Genomic DNA, 17,628 nt, shown 5'->3' with positions numbered 1-17,628 from the left:
CGGGGCCCCCCCCCCCCCCCAGGGGGGGGTGGGTCCCCCCGCCCCCCCCCCCACGGAGCGGGCACCGCCGCCCTACGAAACACCCCTCTCCGGCCGCTTCGCGGCCACCTCTCCCCCGCTTCGCGGAGGGCGAGGAACCCAAGTCTTGAGGGGTCGGAGGGAAGCACCCCCTCTGGCCGCCGCTACGGCTTTCGCCAATCTCCAAAGTCACGGGACGCAGGCTCGCGCTTCAATCCGTCCCGCGCAGATACGCCGCAAGCGCCACCGCATTATTGTGGTTCTCGTCATGCGCGCCGTAGAGCAGCGTCACCCGGCCTTTGCCCAGCAGAACGCGCAGCTGCCCGACCGCCTCGCCATTCCGGTCGGGCTCATCGCGGTATCGCTCCTGGAATTCTTCCCAGCGCGCCGGCTCATGGCCGAACCATTTGCGCAACGCATTGCTTGGCGCGATCTCCTTAAGCCAGACCGTTAGCGCGGCGTCTTTTCCGCGGACGCCGCGAGGCCATATCCGGTCGACGAGCACACGCTGCCCGTCACCGGGCGCGGGCTGCTCGTAGATGCGCTTGACCGCGAGCTCCATTGCCAACTCCACATGGGCCAGCAGGCGCAGCTGCTTGCCGGCCCTATCTAGAGGCCCACTTGGCCTAGACCCACTCGCCCTTGCGCATCACCGGCACGCGGCTGCCATCCTTATGGACGCCGTCTATGTCGATCTTGTCCGAGCCGATCATCCAGTCGATGTGGATGAAACTCTTGTTGCCGCCGCGCGCCGCGATCTCGTCCTGGCTGAGCGAGGCGCCGTCGACGAAGCACTTCGAATAGCACTGGCCAAGTGCGATGTGGCAGGCGGCGTTCTCGTCGAACAGCGTGTTGAAAAACAGCAGCCCGCTCTTTGCGATCGGCGAGGAATGCGGCACCAGCGCCACCTCGCCGAGACGGCGCGAGCCCTCGTCTGTGTCCAGCACCTTCTGGAGCACATCCTCGCCCTTCGTGGCCTTGGCCTCGACAATGCGCCCCGCCTCGAAACGCACCGCAATGCCGTCGATCAGCGTGCCCTGGTAGGATAGAGGCTTTGTACTCGTGACATGACCTTCGACGCGCCTTGCATGCGGCGTGGTGAAAACCTCTTCGGTCGGGATGTTCGGATTGCAGGTAATGCCGTTCTTGGCGGTCGAGGCGCCGCCCATCCACTCGTGGCCATCGGCCAGCCCGACGGTCAGGTCGGTGCCGGGACCGGTAAAATGCAGCGCGTGGAAATTATGGCCGTTCAGCCATTCGGTGCGGCTCTTCAATGCCGCATTGTGTGCCGTCCAGTTACCGATCGGGTCGTCGACATCCACCCGCGAGGCGGCAAAGATGGCGTCGGCGAGCTTGGCCACGGCGACGTCTTCGGCATCGTCCGGAAATACCTGCTTGGCCCAGGCCTTATCGGGATACGCCACGATGTTCCAGTTGATGTCGAAGCCGGTGATCTTCTCCAGCGCCGGCTGGTAGGCCATCGAATTCGCCTTGTTGGCGCGCGTTACCTTTGTCGGGTCCTGCGCCGAAAGCAGCGAGGGATCCTCGCCGCGCACGGCAAGTCTCGCCGCATTGTTGGCGAAGGCTTTCGCCATGCCTTCATAGAGCCAGCCGGCGGCGCGGTCGAAGCCGGCGTCGGCGCCGTAGCGGAAGCGTGCCAATGTGATCTCGTCGTCGTTGAAGATCGGCGTCACCAGGCCCGCACCTGCCTTGTAGGCGTGCTCGACGATCCGCCGCGTCAAAGGCAGCGCCGCAATCGAGGAGGTCAGCACCAGATCCTGCCCCGGCTGCAATTGCAGCCCGACCTTGACGGCGACCTCCGCCAGCCTGTCGAGCTTCACCGGGTCGATGCTTGCGGAAACGCCGCGCGAATGTGTGGTCATGATCCTGCCTGCCGTGATTTGGGGACTGTTTCTTACATAGACCGGCATCGCGGCCCTTTCCACCGGTGATGTGTCGGCAGGCTTAGCCCGCGCTTTCGAGCGACCTGAACTGCGCCATCGTCGCCTCGATCTCTTCGCGGATCCAGATCTTGAAATCCCTGACCTTGCGGCTTTCGCTCTTGCTGGCCGAGGTCACCAGCCAGTAGCCGAGGCCGCTCTGCGCGCGCACGCCGAACGGCGCGACGAGACGGCCGTCGGCCAGTGCGTCGGCGGCCAGCAATTGCCAGCCGAGCATGACGCCGTGGCCGGCAATCGCCGATTCCAGGCACAGCATCGGATCGGTGAAGCGCGCGCCCTTCATGAAGGCGACCGGCTCGACCCCGGCTGCTTCGAACCAGCTTTCCCAGCTGATCATCGACCTTTCGTCGGTGATCGCACAGGTCAGAGCGAGGTCGTCGATCGTCTTCAGCCTGCTGGCGATCGCCGGCGAACAGACCGGGAAGATCTCCTGCGCGAGCAGCAATTCGGCCCGCCCGCCTGGCCATTTGCCGTCGCCGAGCCGGATGGCGACGTCGATGTCCGAACGATCGAGATCGGCAAGCCGCACCGAGGCATCGATGCGCAGGAGCACGTTCGGATGCCGGGCGAAATGCCGCGACAGCCGCGGCAACAACCATTTTGAGGCGAAAGCCGGCGCCACCGAAACCACCAGCGTGCATTCCGAAGTTTCGTCGGCAAGCGCCACCGCCTGCGCGAGTTCGCGAAACCCGGCACTGAGCCGCGCGGTGAAGACGGCGCCGAATTCGGTAAGCACGAGGCCGGCTGGCGTTCGTTCGAACAGCGCCCGGCCGAGCTGCTTTTCGGTCCGGTTGATCTGCTGGCTGACGGCGCTCATCGACACGTTGAGTTCGCCGGCCGCCGCCGCAAGCGAACCCAGGCGGGCGACGGTTTCGACGGCACGCAAGCCGTTGAGATGGACGCGGTTCAGCATAGCCATACAGTTTTTCTAAACTCGAACGGCTGAAATCTCAATTGCCAGACGCTGCCGAACGGCGGATTCTAGGCAGGCGATGCAAATTTGAGGAGGCGAAAGTGGTGAAGATTTTATCATGGCTCGGAGCCTTTTCCCCAATCGGAACGCAGCAGCGCCGACAAGATAGCCATGCCATCAGCTGGGTGGCCGATCCGCTGTCGCATCCGGTCCTCGATACCATGTCGGAACGCGAGCTCGCCGACATGCCGTTCCGGCTGACTGCCCGGCGAACAGCCTATGAGGAGACCTCGGCAGGAACCTGTTGCGGCTGAGCTTCGAGGAACGACGGCTCTCGGCTCGCCATCTTCTGCGCTTGGCGCCGCCGTCGAGCCCGACCGCCGACCGTGGTCGCGAACATTTCTGGCCCAACAAAAGGCGGATTGTCTCACAGGCGGGCGCACCTATTGTGCACTGCGATGAACATCGTTTCGCCTTTGCGCCTGGCAATCGCCGGCATGATTGCCCTGGCCGTCGCCATGGGCATCGGCCGCTTCGTTTATACGCCGATCCTACCCGGCATGATGGAAGAGCTTGGCCTGTCGCCGGCCGATGCCGGCTGGATCGCATCGGCAAACTATCTCGGCTATCTCATCGGCGCGCTTGCCGCCACCGGCGGCTGGGCGCAAGGCCGCGAGCGCCAGCTGATGCTGACCGGTCTGGCCGCCACTGCGATCCTCGCCGGATTGATGGGCCTGACCGGCACGATGGCCGCCTTTCTCGTGATCCGTTTTCTTGCCGGCCTCGCCAGCGCCTTCGTGCTGGTCTTCATGACCAGCATCGTCTTCGGCCACCTCGCAGCGGCCGGGCGAAACGACCTGCAGGCGCTGTATTTCGGCGGCGTCGGTCTCGGCATCGCGGCGTCCTCGGCCCTGTTGGCAGTCCTCGTCACCGAACATGCCGGCTGGGCGGCGGGCTGGCTGTGGTCCGCGGTGATTTCGGCCTGCGGCTTTGCCGCCGTTGCCTTGCTGGCAGGCAACACCTCGACCGCGAACAGCGCCACCGGCCGCGAGCCGGCGCTGCCGAAAGACAGCTCGCTGGTGAAGATCATCGTCGCCTACGGCCTGTTCGGCTTCGGCTATATCGTCACGGCAACGTTCCTGGTCGCCATCGTCCGCCAGGGCGGCGGCGGCCGCATCTTCGAGGCCGTGGTCTGGATGGTCACCGGACTTGCCGGTTTTCCCTCGGTCTGGCTCTGGCAAAAGCTCGCGGCCAGAATCGGGTTTTATGCCACCTATGCTTTGGGATGCCTGGTCGAGGTGGTCGGCGTCAGCGCCAGTGTCGCCATGGGCGGGCGCATCGGCCCGCTGCTCGGCGGTCTTCTCGTCGGCGGCACCTTCATGGCCATCACCGCGCTTGGTCTGCAGACCGGCAGACAGCTTGCTCCGCAAGCACCACGCCGGATGCTGGCGGTGATGACGGCCGCCTTCGGCCTTGGCCAGATCGTCGGCCCGATCGTCGCCGGGCTGCTTGCGCAGGCCTCGGGTAACTTTTTCCTCGCCTCGATCGTGGCTGCCGCCGTCCTGCTCGCGTCCGGTGCTATCGCCTGGTCGGCTGCGCCAAAATCGCCATGATTATGGTCTTGCTCGGTTGCGGGCATCGGGCACGGGCATTTTCTTTCCAGCTAATGTGTGACCTTATGCCCGCTGAACAGCAACGCCGCTGATTTGCGCACCGACCGAGGATTTCCCCACAGTGTTCGTATCCTTCTTCCCGCAGCCGAAGCTCTTTTTCACCTCGGCCGCCGTCTGGAGTGCGGTCATGGTGGCCGTGTGGTTTCTCGGCGGCGACCAGCTAGGCGCTTTGGTCGGATTGCCCCTTCCCGAAGTGGACGCGGCGCCGATCATTGGCGTTTCCGTTTTCTGGTCGCCTCCGTTCCTTTGGTTCTACATCTATTTTACCCTTGGTGTACTGCTCTTTTACGCGTTCTGGCATTGGTATTCCCCGCACCCGTGGGACCGCTGGTCAATCCTGGGTTCCTCGCTGATCTTGTTCACGACCTATTTTCAGGTTCAGGTGAGTGTAGCGATCAATGCCTGGTACGGGCCGTTCTGGGATCTGATCCAGGGCATTGTCAGCAAAAGTGTGAAGGCCATAGAGTATGATGTTTATGCGCAGTTAATAACTTTCCTCGGCATCGCTCTGGTGGCTGTTACTGTTTACGTTCTGACAAATTTCTTTGTGAGCCATTGGGTGTTTCGCTGGCGGACAGCGATGAACGACTACTACATGTCCTACTGGCCTAGGGTGCGGAGCATCGAGGGAGCTTCCCAGCGCGTGCAGGAAGACACGATGCGCTTTTCAAAGATCATGGAAGATCTTGGGACCAGCTTTATTGACTCGATAATGACTTTGATCGCCTTCATGCCGATTTTGCTTGCCTACTCAAAGCACATTACGGCATTGCCTTTCATCGGTCAGGTGCCGCAGCCGTTGGTTTTGGCTGCGATCTTTTGGGCAATTTTTGGGACGGTATGCATTGCCACCGCCGGCATAAAGCTGCCCGGTTTGCAATTTCGCAACCAGCGCGTCGAAGCCGCTTACCGCAAGGAACTTGTTTATGGTGAGGACGATCAGTCCCGAGCGCAGCCGCCGACCGTTTCCGAATTGTTCGGAAATGTGCGCCAGAATTACTTCCGGCTCTATTTCCACTACGTCTATTTCAATGTGGTCCGTTATCTCTACTTGCAACTAAATACCATATTCCCTCTTTTTTTGATGACTCCTTCGTTGATCGCCGGAACCTTGACGTTGGGTCTCGTCAACCAGGTCAGTTCCGCGTTCAGCCAAGTGACCAGCTCGTTCCAATATCTTGTTAATTCCTGGTCAACGATCGTTGAGCTCTTGTCAGTCCACAAGCGGCTGCGAGCGTTCGAAGCCACGATTAAGGGCGAACCGCTGCCGGAGATCGATCAGCACTATCTGGAACGGGAGCAAACTGGGCTACGGCCAGAGGACCAGCCGGCAAGCTGATGATGGCGGGCCGCGATCGCTGCGGCTCAGCCGCCCACCGCCGCTTGCTTTTCGTCTGCGCGGTGCCGCGAAATATAATCGCGAAAACTGATGCACTCGACGTCCGCCTTGACGCAGACCTCGCCGGCAAAGCGCTCCAGCGCGTTCCAGTAGGCGCCGTCGTTCATCAGCGTGAAGTGGAAGCCGAGCTCAAGCGGGATGCGCTTGCCCTGGTATTGCGCATCGAAGGCGGCGCGAAAGGCCTGATAGGTCCGGTCGGCGAACTCTTCTGCCATGCTCGGCCGCTCGAAGCCGCCGGAATGTCTGACATAGAGATTGTAATCCATGGCGATCACCCGCCTTGAACTCGGCCCTTCCGGGATCTGCGGCAGCGAAAAGCGCGTGATGCCGTTGACAGTCGGCGGCTCGACCGGCCCACGCGAAACGCCGCTTGCGTCGAGCAGGAAGCCGGCCACGGGCAGCGCCTCGTAAAGCGCCGTGTTTGCCGACAGATAGGGCGCGCGGAATCCGACCACTGCCTTGCCTGCGAAATCGCGCCAGCCCTTTGGTTCGGGTGCGATGCCGTTGATCGAATAGGCGTTTTCGAGAATGTGCTTGAACGAGCCGAACTCGCTCAGCCAGTCGGCCTTGCTCCAGTCCTTGCCATCGAAATGACCACAGCCATGGCTGCCGATGTCGTGGCCTTCCCTGGCGGCGAGGTTGATCTGCTCGAGCCGCTCGGCAACTTCCTGTTTGGAGGCGCCAAAGCCGATATTCGATTTGCCGGCCGTTTTGCCCGGCGCGGTGTATTCCTTGCGCGTCTCGGGTGACAGCAGGAACACGCAGGAGACGAAATAGGTGAAATGCGCGCCTGTGCGCTGGGCCAGCGCCCGGCTGCGCTGCCATTGCGAAATATCGCGGGCGCTGTCGAACGAGATGATGACGGTCTGCTTCGGTTTTGCCGGCGCCGCCGGCGGGTCGGCAAAAGCCGCGCCGGTAGCAAGCGCGGCAATCGACAACGCAACAACGCGGGACAAACGGGGCAAAGGCATCTGACCGGATCAAGGAATATAGAAGCACCGCCTACCGGTGAAATATGGCACGGGTGCGATCGACCTGTGCGGCCGCCGTTGGCGGCGGCTGCCGCATGAATGGGCGATTTTCCTGCCGAACCCCTTCCATGCCGGCAAAATTTCGCTAAAACGCGGGCTCATCAACCGCCCCGCCCGGGGCATGAATGGTTTTGATCCATGTCGGACGACAGTTTTATCCGCGAAGTCAACGAAGAGATTCGTCGCGACCAGGCGCATGCGCTGTGGGACCGTTTCGGTCCCGCCTTGCTCGTGCTGGCTGTGCTGGTGGTGCTCGGCACTGCTGCCGTGGTCGGCTACCGCTATTGGGACGAGACCCGCGCCAACCGCTCGGGCGATGCTTTTTCGCAGGCGCTCAAGCTCGCCAATGACGGCAAGAACGACGAGGCGCTTGCCGCTCTGGAGGCGTTGGAGAAGGATGGCTACGGCGCCTATCCGCTGCTCGCCCGCATGCGCGCGGCAACCGTCAAGGCGGACAAGGGCGACGTCGACGCCGCCGTCAAGGATTTCGACGAGGTCGCCGCCGACACCAAGATCCCCTTCGGCATTCGCGACATGGCGCGCCTCAGGGCCGCGCTGCTTCTGGTCGATCACGGCTCTTTCGCCGATGTCTCCAGCCGCGTCGAGTCGCTCACCGCCGACACCAACACGCTGCGCCATACGGCGCGCGAGGCGCTCGGCCTTGCCGCCTGGAAGGAAGGCAAGGCGGCGGACGCGTTGAAGCTGTTCGACCAGATCGCCGCGGATGACGGCGCCCCGCGCAACACGCGCGAGCGGGCAACGTTGATGTCCGAGCTGATCCGCGGCTCGGGCGGTGTATCGTAATGCATGTCGCCCAAAAGTGCGCAGCGGTTTTGGGACAACGACATGCATAGCAGATGTAGGGCCGGATGACCTTCAAAGTCGCCATCATCGGCCGGCCTAACGTCGGCAAATCGACCCTTTTCAATCGGCTGGTGGGAAGGAAGCTGGCGCTTGTCGACGACACACCCGGCGTCACCCGCGATCGCCGTGTCCACGCCGCCAAGCTCTACGATCTGCATTTCGACGTTATCGACACCGCCGGCTTCGAAGATGCTGCTGCTTCGACGCTGCCCGGCCGCATGCGCGCCCAGACCGAGATCGCCATCCGCGAGGCCGACCTGATCTTTTTCACGATCGATGCCAAGTCCGGGCTGATGCCCGACGACAAGACCTTCGCCGAGATCGTGCGCAAATCCGGCAAGCCGGTTGTCGTCGTGGCCAACAAGGCCGAGGCGCGCGGCGCCCAAGGCGGCATGCTGGAGGCATGGGAACTCGGCCTTGGCGAGCCGATCCCGGTCTCGGCCGAACATGGCCAGGGCCTGCCCGATTTGCGCGATGCGGTGATCGCGGCACTGGGCGAGGCGCGCGCCTTCGGCGAGGACGAAGAGGCCGGCGAGGAGGAGATCGCCGCCAGCGAGGTGCTGATCGGCGAAGACATCACTGACCCGGACGCCGAGCCGAGCTATGACGATACCAAGCCGATGCGCATCGCCGTCGTCGGCCGTCCCAACGCCGGCAAGTCGACGCTGATCAACGCGCTGATCGGCGAGGAGCGGCTGTTGACCGGCCCCGAGGCCGGTATCACCCGCGATTCCATTTCTGTCGACTGGGACTGGCATGGCCGCCGGTTGAAACTGTTCGACACCGCAGGCATGCGCCGCAAGGCTAGGATCCACGAAAAGCTCGAGGTGATGTCGGTGCAGGACGGCTTGCGCGCCATCCGCTTTGCCGAGATCGTCATCATCGTGCTCGACGCGACTATTCCCTTCGAGAAGCAGGATCTGCAGATCGCCGACCTGATCATCCGCGAGGGCCGTGCCCCGGTGATCGCCTTCAACAAATGGGACCTGATCGACCATCCCCAGGAGTTGCTGGCCGAGCTGCGCGAAAAAACCGAGCGGCTGTTGCCGCAGGCGCGCGGCATGCAGGCGGTGCCGGTGTCAGCCGAGACCGGCCGCGGCCTCGACAAACTGATGGATGCGGTGATCAGGACGCACAAGGTCTGGAACAGCCGTGTCTCGACCGGCAAGCTCAACCGCTGGCTGGAAGGTATTTTGGCGCATCATCCGCCGCCCGCCGTCGCCGGACGCCGGCTGAAGATCAAATACGTCACGCAGGCCAAGACGCGGCCGCCGGGCTTCGTCGTCTCCTGCTCACGGCCGGACGCGATGCCGCAATCCTATGTCCGCTATCTCTCGAACAGCCTGCGCGAGGCTTTCGACATGCCTGGCGTGCCGATCCGCATCGCCTTGCGCACCTCGGAGAACCCGTTCGCCAGCAAGGCGAAGAAGCGCCGCTGAGCTGCGCGTCTTCTGGGCGCCAGCATCAGGCTACGCTCCGCAGGCCGCTCGCGGGCAGCGCCTGCACATTTTCGGGAAGGCGATTCCACCGACACCTGCAGCAGGATGTCGGCAAGTCGCGCCGCCACCGGGTCTGGCTCGGCCTTCCTTGCGATGCGGCAACAGGCCCATCTCAGGCAGTGCGGGCAGCCCGGCGATCTCCGGCGTCATCGCCCTGACGGTGGCCGGCGCGAGTGGGGGCAGCCTCTGCACCTAATGGGCGGTGTAAGCTCCGTCCACCAGATGGTAGCTCCCAGTGATAAAGCTGGCCTGGTCGGACAAGAGGAAGCATACAAGAGCCGCTACCTCTTCCGGTTTCCCGCGCCTGCCCATCGGCTGAAGACCTGCCATGCGCCGGCTGGCTAATGCCTCCATTTGCTCCGATAAAAGAGGCGTTTCGATCCAGCCGGGGCCGACTACATTGATCCGGATGCCCATCCTGGCATATTCGATCGCCGCAACTTTGGTTAGTCCAACGACTCCGTGTTTCGCTGCCGTGTATGCGGACGCAGTTGGCAAGCCGACGGAACCGAGAACGGAGGACATGTTCACGATGGCGCCTCCGCCTCGATCCAGCATCGCGGCGATTTCGTACTTCATGCTGTAGAAAACGCCATTAAGATTGACGTTTATCAGCTTGTGCCAGTTGTCGAGCGGATAGTCTGCCGTTGCTTTTCGAACGCCGTCGATACCTGCATTGTTTACCGCCATATCCAGTCCGCCGCATTTCTGGACAGTGAACTCGATCAGCTTTTCCACGGCTGCTGCATCCGTGACATCTACCGCAAAGTCGTAGGCCCTGCCTCCTTGCGAGCTTATTTCGGCGGCTTTGCACTGCGCGGCCTCGGCATCAAGGTCGGCGACAACAACCTCGGCTCCTCCTTGCGCGAGTTGCCGTGAAACAGCGGCTCCTATTCCGGAGCCTGCGCCGGTCACAATCGCGACTTTACTATGGAAGTCAGGCTTCATCGTCTCTGTCCTATGCCCATTTTGACATAACCGAAACAGAGGCAGACGGTTATCGCAAGAAGTTTCGCTCCAATTCGCTTGTCAATCCTGTGAATTCATTTTTGCCACCACACAGCGAGACTTGGCCCGCAGCCCTTGGAATGGTAGAGACGAGGGCGGCGGTAGATGACCAGTTTCCTAGCAGGTAGAAATGGAAGAACACCACATTGCGCGCCGGGGGCTCGTGCTGGGTAGTCTGGCTCTGATGGTCTCCGGATGTACGTCGATTTCATCCGCGTTCGGACCAAGGCGTGGCCTGAATCCTCGTTACCGACGGCAGCATGTGCGGTACGACGGAAACGAGCCGGCCGGAACAATCGTCGTCGATACTTCGCAACGTTTTCTCTATGCCGTCGAGACGGACGGGTGGGCGACGCGCTACGGCGTCGGCGTCGGCGAGCAGGGACTTTCGTTCAAGGGTACAGCGACCGTCGGCCGCAAGGCGGACTGGCCGTCGTGGACACCCACCGCCAGCATGATGAAGCGCAAGCCGCGCCTGGTGCAGTATGCAGGGGGGGTCCCTGGCGGACCAAACAACCCGCTTGGTGCGCGTGCCCTTTATCTCTATCGCGACGGGCACGACACCCACTTCCGGATACATGGTACAAACGAGCCATGGACGATAGGCACAGCGGTATCGAACGGGTGCATCCGTATGATAAATGACGACGTCATTGACCTCTACGACCGTACTCCTTTGGGCACGACGGTGGTGGTTGTTTGATGGTGGGCAGGCTTGATCTCCGTTGGATGGTGAACCCTGCCAGCACGTCACCGCAAAGGTGCCGCCGGCAACCAGGTGCCAACTGTGTCATTTCTGCACTAGGCGTTGGTGTAGATCGCAGCTAACTTGGTGGGGCTGCATATCGTTCTAGTTGTGGCGATTCTATAGGCTATTCCGCCCCCGGGGAAAGGATTGCTTGATGAACAGGATATTGATTGCAATGGTTACTGTGCTCGCCGTTGCCAGCCTGAGCGGCTGCGCGAACGACTGGATCGGCAAAGGAAAGGGTAAGGCTCCGGCACCCGCTCCGGTAGAGGAACCAGTGATTAAGTAAGGACCGGCTTGTATGGGGAAGGGGTGCCAAGCCCTTCCCCATATATACGCAGCCGGGGCTTTGGCCGGCTTCATAGCATACGGCGCGGTTGGCGGGCATAGGCCGTTATTAGGTCTGTGCTTCGTGAAGTTCGGGAATGGACGCGGCGATGACGCTTGTAAGTAGCCGTCTCTTGCTTGTGGCGTTGGTGGCCCTCCCGGCAGCGGCATGTCAGACGAAAGACCTGCCGCCCCAGCCGAATTTCGTATCTTATGCCGATGGCGGAGCTGCGCCTCAAAAAAACGACGAGCGGTACTTCATCGAGTTCCGCTCCCGCTACGCCCTAAGCTACGGCCACACCTACGCAGTTTTTGGGCGCCTGGACCGGGCCGGGAGAATGATCGATCCCCAAGTCGCGGGCCTTCACCCGGCTTCGAACAGTGCGGTTCCCTATGTTCTGGGCCATATCGTGCCGGTGCCAGCCGAAACCGGGTGGAGCGACGGTGATCTGGAAGAACCATACAGATCCGCAAGCTGGCAAATCATATTGACCCGGGCCGAATACGACAAAGTCGTTGCCTACATCCGCAAGCTGCAGGCGAGCTCGCATGTCTGGCAGGCGACGGTCTTGAACTGCAACGGCTTCGTGGCGGACATCGCTCATTCCATGGGATATAAGACTCCCGCCATTCAGCTCCGGCCGCAACAATTCATAACCGAGCTTCGGGAGATGAATACATAACCAAGATTCGAGGGATGAATGGGACCGAATGCGATCGGTACTGCCCCTCCGGCTTTCGCGTCTGCGGACTAACTCGGAGAGGATCGCTGCGCCTGAAGGTCGGCCGGTGACGAAATCGAGGCGATGGGTGAACTGGCCATACTCAGGGGCAACTGCTACAGTCGCGATCGCAGAAAGGGCGCTGGTGACCTGAAGTGAGCATTGCGGCAGCCTCACTTGGCGAGGTCATTTGGGTAATCGGCATCGTTGCTTGGTACGTGATCCGGTATCCCTTCGAGCGCCGGGCAAGGCGCGTGCGAATTGTAACTGGCTACCGCTCACGTTCCGACATCGTCGGGCTTGCATCTGCTCTGTTTGGCCTCGCAATCCTGCCTGCCTTCTATGTTGTCACCGGCATGCCCGCAGCGGCTGACCACCCGGCCAGCGCGTGGGCCGTGGCTCTCGGCACAATCATCTTCTGCTCCGCGCTATGGGTTTTTCGCAGGTCCCACAAGGAACTTGGCCGGAACTGGTCGATTACGCTGGAGATCCGCGAACGGCATGAACTGGTCAGCGCCGGGCCATACGCCTTGGTCCGTCACCCTATGTACACCTCTTTCCTGCTTATGGGGCTCGGCCAGGTCTTTCTGCTGCCGAACTGGATTGCGGGCATATCGGGTTTGATTGGGTTCGCAGTCCTTTTCCTGCTGAGAGTGGACGAGGAAGAGCGTATGATGCTGGAGAATTTCGGCCCGCAATACCGTGCCTATATGGAAAAGACCAAGCGAATATTCCCTTATCTTTATTAGAGGTACGTTTGATGCGAGGCCGAGCCCTCAAGCTTTCCGCGCCCCGGCGCCTTGTTGGCGATCTGATGAGGTTTTCGATCGGCGTGCCACGGGTCGCGGTGCAGCGTCAGATGAACCTCGGCCCACTCGTAAGGGCTAGGATGGCGCAGCAGGCCAGGCCCTCGTGGACCGCGATCTTCCTGAAAGGATATGCGCTTCTCGCCCTAGAGATGCCGGAGCTGCGGCGCGCCTATGTCAAGTTGCCCTGGCCGCAGCTTTACGAGTATCCGGCAAGCGTAGCCTCGATTGCCCACGAGCGCGAATATGATGGCGAGCCGGCCGTTCTGCTGAGCTGCATCAAGCGCCCGGAGCGCTACTCCATCACGGAACTTGAGGGATCCATCCACGCGGCTCGATCACGGCCGATCCTGGAGGTCCCGGAGTTCCGGCGTGCCTTGCGCATGGCAGGTGCGCCCGCGCCAGTCAGGTGGCTGCTTATGTGGCTAGGGTTGAACATCGCCCGGCAAAGGTCAAATTACTTCGGTACCTTCCAACTGTCCGTCTATTCTGGTCTCGGTGCGGAATCACTCAACCCGCTGACACCATTGACCACGCTTCTCAACTACGGTCCCATCGGCAAAGACGGATCGGTGAATGTCCGCATCCACTACGATCACCGGGTCATGGATGGAGCGAACGTTGCACGAGCACTGGAGAGATTCGAAAAGATCCTGAACGGCATTGTCGCCAATGAAGTGATGCTGCTCGATCAAAGTGTTGCCGCTCCTGCAGGACAGAGGAACGCGACATGATTTCGCGCTGTGAATTCCGGCCAGCCGTCGTCGTGATTGGCGGCTCGGGTGGAATTGGCCGGGCAATTGCGAGCGTCGCTGCACGGGAGCGCGGTGCGGTTGTGCTGGTTGCCCGCTCGCCCGAGGGTTTGGCCGCTGCGGCGTCTGAGGTTCGGGAGAGGGGTGGCGAGGCATTCACGCTCGAGTTGGATCTCGTGGCAGGCGATGCGCCAACGCGCCTGGAGGGCTTCCTGTCCGCACACGGCCTGGTCTGTGATGTCCTGGTCAACAGCGCCGGCTATGGCCTGCGGGGCGCGACGACGGCGCTGCCTATTGATGGTCAACTCGGCATCATCGATCTCAACATACATTCCCTCACAGAACTGACCCTCCATTTTCTGCCGGGAATGGTGGCGCGCCGACGGGGCGGGGTGCTCAATCTCAGTTCCGTGGCCGGGTTCGTTCCCGGGCCTTATATGGCTCTGTACTTCGCTAGCAAAGCTTTCGTGCGCTTCTTCTCAGAGGCGCTTCACCAGGAATTGCGCCGAACCGGTGTGACGGTCACATGCGTTGCACCAGGCCCGGTGTCGACGGAGTTTCTCGCAAGGTCAGGCGCCAATCAGACGGTGCTCTTCAACATCTTGCCCAAGGTGGATCCGGAGTATGTGGCTGAACGGGCGTGGCGAGGGTTCAAATCCGGTCGTCGCCTCGTCGTACCGGGAATCTCGGCCAAGTTGGCTGCCCTTGCGGCAGCGCTCCTGCCTTCCGCAGCGCTGCTGCCCCTGGTCGGCCGGCTGCAACGCGGCGGCAATGATCAATGTCCTTGCGGTTCAGGTATGAAGTTCAAGAAATGCTGCGGTACCCGCCAGATTCAGCTACGCCGGGGCCCTCGGGGAATTAGCCCCTGACCGCAGCACGCCACCGAAAAACCTCATTGAAGCAAGAGACCGCTCGCCGATGACGGGCGTCGGCTGAAGATCAAATATGTCACGCAGGCCAAGACGCGGCCGCCGGGCTTCGTCGTCTCCTGCTCTCGCCCCGATGCGATGCCGCAATCCTATGTCCGCTATCTCTCGAACAGCCTGCGCGAGGCTTTCGACATGCCCGGCGTGCCGATCCGCATCGCCTTGCGCACTTCGGACAACCCGTTCGCCGGCAGGGCCAAGAAGCGCCACTGAGGGGAGCTTTCAGGGGCGCTGCGCCTGCGCTCGGCTCGGGAGTAACGCAAGAGCGCCGTTGCGGTGCAGGATCTTTGCTAACGCTGGCGGGACAGCACCCCCTCTGTCCTGCCGGACATCTCCCCCGCAAGGGGGGAGATTGGATTTCGCGAATGCCTTCGCCAATCTCTAACGTTGCAAGAAAGGTGCCAAGAACGAAGCTGGCAATCTCCCCCCTTGAGGGGGGAGATGTCCGGCAGGACAGAGGGGGGTGTGAAGAAATTCGACGCAGGATGTGCGGTTCTGGATCGCTGTGCCTTCGGAAGTCCTGCGACGTCGCCTCAAAACTGTCTTGTCGAAACCTAAGCGACGTCTCTTAGCCCCTCATCCATCCGCGCACCTTGCGGCAACGCTTCCAGCGCTGCCTGCAGCAGGATGTCGCCAAGCCGCGCCGCGACCGCGTCGGGCTCGGCCTCCTTGCGATGCAGGAACAGCGCCATCTTGGGCAAGGCGGGCAGCCCGGCGATCTCCGGCGTCATCGCCCTGACGGTGGCCGGCAGGCCGATATCGGTGCGGATCGTCAGTCCGAGTCCGGCGGCGACGGCTGCCCAGATGCCGCCAAGGCTCGGGCTGGAGAAGGCCATCCGCCATGACAGGCCGGCACGGTCCAGCGTTTCAGTCGCCACGCTGCGCAGCAGGCACGGCGCCTCGAGCGCCACCAGCGCTAACGGCTCGCCTTCGCGCAGGCTGGTTTCGATCTGTCTTGCCGGGCCGATCCAGCGCATCTGGACGTCGGCGACATGCCGGCTGCAAGGCAGCGTCGCGCCATTGTGCCAGGCAAGCGCGATATCCAGGCTGCCCGAGGTGATCCGTTCGGCAAGCTCGTAGCTGCGCGCAATCCTGGCTTCGATCTTGACCTTGGGATGGGCGCGGGCGAAGCGCCCGAGCACTTCCGGCAGCACCGCCTCGCCGAAATCCTCCTGCAATCCAAGCCGTACCCAGCCCTCCAGCTCCACATCGTGGATGGCGGAGGCGGCCTCGTCATTGAGCTCGATCAGCCGGCGCGCATAGCCGAGCATGGTCTCGCCCGCCTCCGTCAGCGCCAGGCCGCGTCCCGATTTGCGGAAGATCGGCGTCACCGCCTGCTCCTCCAGTTTCTTCAATTGCGCGCTGATTGCCGAGGTCGAACGGCCGAGCCGGTCGGCGGCCTTGGCGAAACTGCCCAGCTCCATGCCGGTGACGAAGCTGCGCAGGACATCGAGATCGAATGTCACGCGTCGCATGGCAATAATCCTGATATTTGGGACATTACGTCAAAAATTTCCTGATATTCAGTACGAAGCTATGGCGGTAGAGACAGCGCGTCAAGACCGAATGCAGCCGGCCCATGCAGGAGCTGAACCATGTCCGCTGTCGCCACACGAGCAGATTGCAAACCGCTTCGCCCGGCCGCCGTTACCACCCCGTCAGAGGCGGCGGTGCTTCGAGCCAATCATCGCTGGAAGGTGCTGGGCATCGGCGTCGCCGCCAATGCCTGCTTTTCCGCGACCTTCTCCGGCATTCCGGCGACGGCGGTGTTCCTGCGCTCGGGCTACCATCTCTCCAATGGCGAACTCGGCCTGGCGCTTGGCCTTCTCGGCCTGGGCGTGGCGCTGAGCGAATTGCCGTGGGGGCTGCTGACCGATCGCTGGGGCGACCGCCGCGTGCTGCTGACCGGGGTCGGCGCAACCGCGGTGTGGCTGCTTGTCATGGCCGCGCTGGTCGTGCCGTCACCAGCCCATATTCCCAGCATCGCGCTTCTGGCCGCTGCTCTGCTGGTCACCGGATTGCTCGGCGGCAGCGTCAACGGCTCCAGCGGCCGCGCCATCATGGCCTGGTTCGGCGAAGGCGAGCGCGGCTTTGCCATGAGCATCAGGCAGACGGCGGTGCCGCTTGGCGGCGGGCTTGGCGCGCTGGTGCTGCCGTCGCTCGCCTCAGTCCATGGCTTCGCGGCGGTGTTCGGCCTGTTGGCGGCTGCATCCGTCGTCTCGACCTCGCTCGCCTGGCGTTGGCTGCATCAGCCGCCGGCGCATGACGATGCCAATTCGGGCAGCACGGCATTGCCGGCTGGCCCGGCGCCACTGCGCAACCTAGCCGTCTGGCGCATCGCAACAGCCATCGGCCTGCTGTGCTTTCCGCAGGTGGCGGTGCTCACCTTTGCTTCCGTTTTCCTGCATGATTTCGCCGGCAGGGGGACAGCCGTGATCAGCGCCAGCCTGGCTGCCGTGCAGGTCGGCGCCATGGTGATGCGCGTCTGGAGCGGCCGCTACACCGACCGTCACGGCAACCGCCGGTCGTTCCTGCGTCTCTGCAGTATGCTGAGCGTGATCGCCTTCACCGTGCTTGCGGGGATGGTTCTGTTGTCCGCCACCACACAAGCACCGATGCTGTCGCCGGCGATCGTCGCGGTGCTGGTCGTGGCCGGCGTCTGCGTCTCCTCCTGGCATGGCGTCGCCTATACCGAACTGGCGACGCTGGCCGGCGCAAGCCAGGCCGGAACGGCACTCGGCCTCGCCAACAGCCTGGTCTTCATCGCGTTTTTCCTGGTGCCGATCGCCATTCCCGGGCTTCTCGTGCTCTGCTCGTGGGCAGGCGTTTGGCTGGCTGCGGCCATTTGCGCACTGATCGCCTGGCCGATCTTTCTTCCGTCAAGCGATGGCCGCAAAAGCGCCTGACTTCGACATGAGATGGGAAAACAACGTGCTAAGCTGTTAACGCCCCATCAAGGTTAATGCATCATTGTAGCTCTC

General features: G+C 62.4%; 18 protein-coding genes and 1 pseudogene. 13 read left to right on the top strand and 6 right to left on the bottom strand.

Annotated elements, in window-relative coordinates; genetic code table 11:
* Positions 1 to 229 precede the first annotated feature (229 nt).
* The 3 genes from NKJ94_RS26725 to NKJ94_RS26715 all read right to left on the bottom strand — a co-directional run bounded on the left by NKJ94_RS26725 (position 230) and on the right by NKJ94_RS26715 (position 2,898).
* A complete protein-coding gene (locus NKJ94_RS26725; RefSeq protein ID WP_352529306.1) occupies positions 230 to 586 on the bottom strand; it encodes a DUF488 domain-containing protein in 357 nt (118 codons plus the stop codon).
* 58 nt (positions 587 to 644) lie between these two features.
* On the bottom strand, positions 645 to 1,901 hold the full coding sequence (locus tag NKJ94_RS26720; RefSeq protein WP_352529304.1) for an aminopeptidase: 1,257 nt from the start codon (positions 1,899 to 1,901) through the stop codon (positions 645 to 647).
* Between the two features lie 82 nt (positions 1,902 to 1,983).
* Positions 1,984 to 2,898 (bottom strand): LysR substrate-binding domain-containing protein, encoded by a 915-nt coding sequence (locus tag NKJ94_RS26715; protein ID WP_352529302.1) that lies wholly within the window; start codon positions 2,896 to 2,898, stop codon positions 1,984 to 1,986.
* 98 nt (positions 2,899 to 2,996) lie between these two features.
* On the opposite strand from NKJ94_RS26715, the gene NKJ94_RS26710 reads away from it, so the two are divergent.
* From NKJ94_RS26710 to sbmA, 3 genes are all read left to right on the top strand, one after another.
* Complete coding sequence (locus NKJ94_RS26710) at positions 2,997 to 3,206, top strand: hypothetical protein (protein WP_502896026.1); 210 nt, start codon at positions 2,997 to 2,999, stop codon at positions 3,204 to 3,206.
* 144 nt (positions 3,207 to 3,350) lie between these two features.
* Complete coding sequence (locus NKJ94_RS26705) at positions 3,351 to 4,505, top strand: YbfB/YjiJ family MFS transporter (protein WP_352529300.1); 1,155 nt, start codon at positions 3,351 to 3,353, stop codon at positions 4,503 to 4,505.
* Between the two features lie 121 nt (positions 4,506 to 4,626).
* On the top strand, positions 4,627 to 5,904 hold the full coding sequence (gene sbmA, locus NKJ94_RS26700) for a peptide antibiotic transporter SbmA (RefSeq protein WP_352529298.1): 1,278 nt from the start codon (positions 4,627 to 4,629) through the stop codon (positions 5,902 to 5,904).
* Positions 5,905 to 5,930: 26 nt separating this feature from the next.
* Here the strand turns inward: sbmA and NKJ94_RS26695 are convergent, their stop codons facing one another.
* Entirely contained in the window at positions 5,931 to 6,929 is a 999-nt protein-coding gene (locus tag NKJ94_RS26695; RefSeq protein WP_352529314.1) for a polysaccharide deacetylase family protein, read from the bottom strand.
* A 204-nt stretch (positions 6,930 to 7,133) separates the two neighbouring features.
* Between NKJ94_RS26695 and NKJ94_RS26690 the strand changes: the two genes are divergently transcribed.
* A complete protein-coding gene (locus tag NKJ94_RS26690) occupies positions 7,134 to 7,799 on the top strand; it encodes a tetratricopeptide repeat protein (protein ID WP_352529296.1) in 666 nt (221 codons plus the stop codon).
* Between the two features lie 65 nt (positions 7,800 to 7,864).
* Positions 7,865 to 9,298 (top strand): ribosome biogenesis GTPase Der, encoded by a 1,434-nt coding sequence (gene der / locus NKJ94_RS26685; RefSeq protein ID WP_352529294.1) that lies wholly within the window; start codon positions 7,865 to 7,867, stop codon positions 9,296 to 9,298.
* Positions 9,299 to 9,550: 252 nt separating this feature from the next.
* Here der and NKJ94_RS26680 read toward each other — a convergent pair whose 3' ends face one another.
* Complete coding sequence (locus NKJ94_RS26680; RefSeq protein WP_352449941.1) at positions 9,551 to 10,306, bottom strand: SDR family NAD(P)-dependent oxidoreductase; 756 nt, start codon at positions 10,304 to 10,306, stop codon at positions 9,551 to 9,553.
* 190 nt (positions 10,307 to 10,496) lie between these two features.
* On the opposite strand from NKJ94_RS26680, the gene NKJ94_RS26675 reads away from it, so the two are divergent.
* The 7 genes and pseudogenes from NKJ94_RS26675 to NKJ94_RS26645 form a co-directional block, all read left to right on the top strand.
* Entirely contained in the window at positions 10,497 to 11,069 is a 573-nt protein-coding gene (locus NKJ94_RS26675; protein WP_352449940.1) for a L,D-transpeptidase, read from the top strand.
* 199 nt (positions 11,070 to 11,268) lie between these two features.
* A complete protein-coding gene (locus tag NKJ94_RS26670; protein WP_352449939.1) occupies positions 11,269 to 11,403 on the top strand; it encodes an ABC transporter in 135 nt (44 codons plus the stop codon).
* Between the two features lie 148 nt (positions 11,404 to 11,551).
* On the top strand, positions 11,552 to 12,124 hold the full coding sequence (locus NKJ94_RS26665) for a hypothetical protein (protein ID WP_352529312.1): 573 nt from the start codon (positions 11,552 to 11,554) through the stop codon (positions 12,122 to 12,124).
* 200 nt (positions 12,125 to 12,324) lie between these two features.
* Positions 12,325 to 12,912 (top strand): protein-S-isoprenylcysteine O-methyltransferase, encoded by a 588-nt coding sequence (locus tag NKJ94_RS26660; protein WP_352449963.1) that lies wholly within the window; start codon positions 12,325 to 12,327, stop codon positions 12,910 to 12,912.
* Between the two features lie 11 nt (positions 12,913 to 12,923).
* Positions 12,924 to 13,703, top strand: coding sequence for a hypothetical protein (locus NKJ94_RS26655; RefSeq protein ID WP_352449938.1), 780 nt, complete (start codon positions 12,924 to 12,926; stop codon positions 13,701 to 13,703).
* On the top strand, positions 13,700 to 14,590 hold the full coding sequence (locus tag NKJ94_RS26650; RefSeq protein WP_352449937.1) for an SDR family NAD(P)-dependent oxidoreductase: 891 nt from the start codon (positions 13,700 to 13,702) through the stop codon (positions 14,588 to 14,590). The genes NKJ94_RS26655 and NKJ94_RS26650 overlap by 4 nt, the downstream gene beginning before the upstream one ends.
* Before the next feature lie 39 nt (positions 14,591 to 14,629).
* Positions 14,630 to 14,860, top strand: a pseudogene (locus NKJ94_RS26645) (ribosome biogenesis GTPase Der); the annotation flags it as partial.
* 341 nt (positions 14,861 to 15,201) lie between these two features.
* On the opposite strand, the gene NKJ94_RS26640 reads toward NKJ94_RS26645, so the two are convergent.
* Positions 15,202 to 16,122 carry a LysR substrate-binding domain-containing protein gene (locus NKJ94_RS26640; protein ID WP_352529292.1) on the bottom strand — a complete coding sequence of 307 codons (921 nt, stop codon included), beginning with the start codon at positions 16,120 to 16,122 and terminating at the stop codon, positions 15,202 to 15,204.
* Between the two features lie 120 nt (positions 16,123 to 16,242).
* Here NKJ94_RS26640 and NKJ94_RS26635 point away from each other — a divergent pair, with 120 nt between their 5' ends.
* Positions 16,243 to 17,553 carry an MFS transporter gene (locus NKJ94_RS26635; protein WP_352529290.1) on the top strand — a complete coding sequence of 437 codons (1,311 nt, stop codon included), beginning with the start codon at positions 16,243 to 16,245 and terminating at the stop codon, positions 17,551 to 17,553.
* Positions 17,554 to 17,628 lie beyond the last annotated feature (75 nt).

It is taken from the genome of Mesorhizobium sp. M0060, assembly GCF_040323155.1.
Taxonomy (GTDB): domain Bacteria; phylum Pseudomonadota; class Alphaproteobacteria; order Rhizobiales; family Rhizobiaceae; genus Mesorhizobium.
The sequence above is the reverse complement of the archived record's forward strand: the minus strand, read 5'-3'. Positions and strand labels throughout refer to the sequence as shown.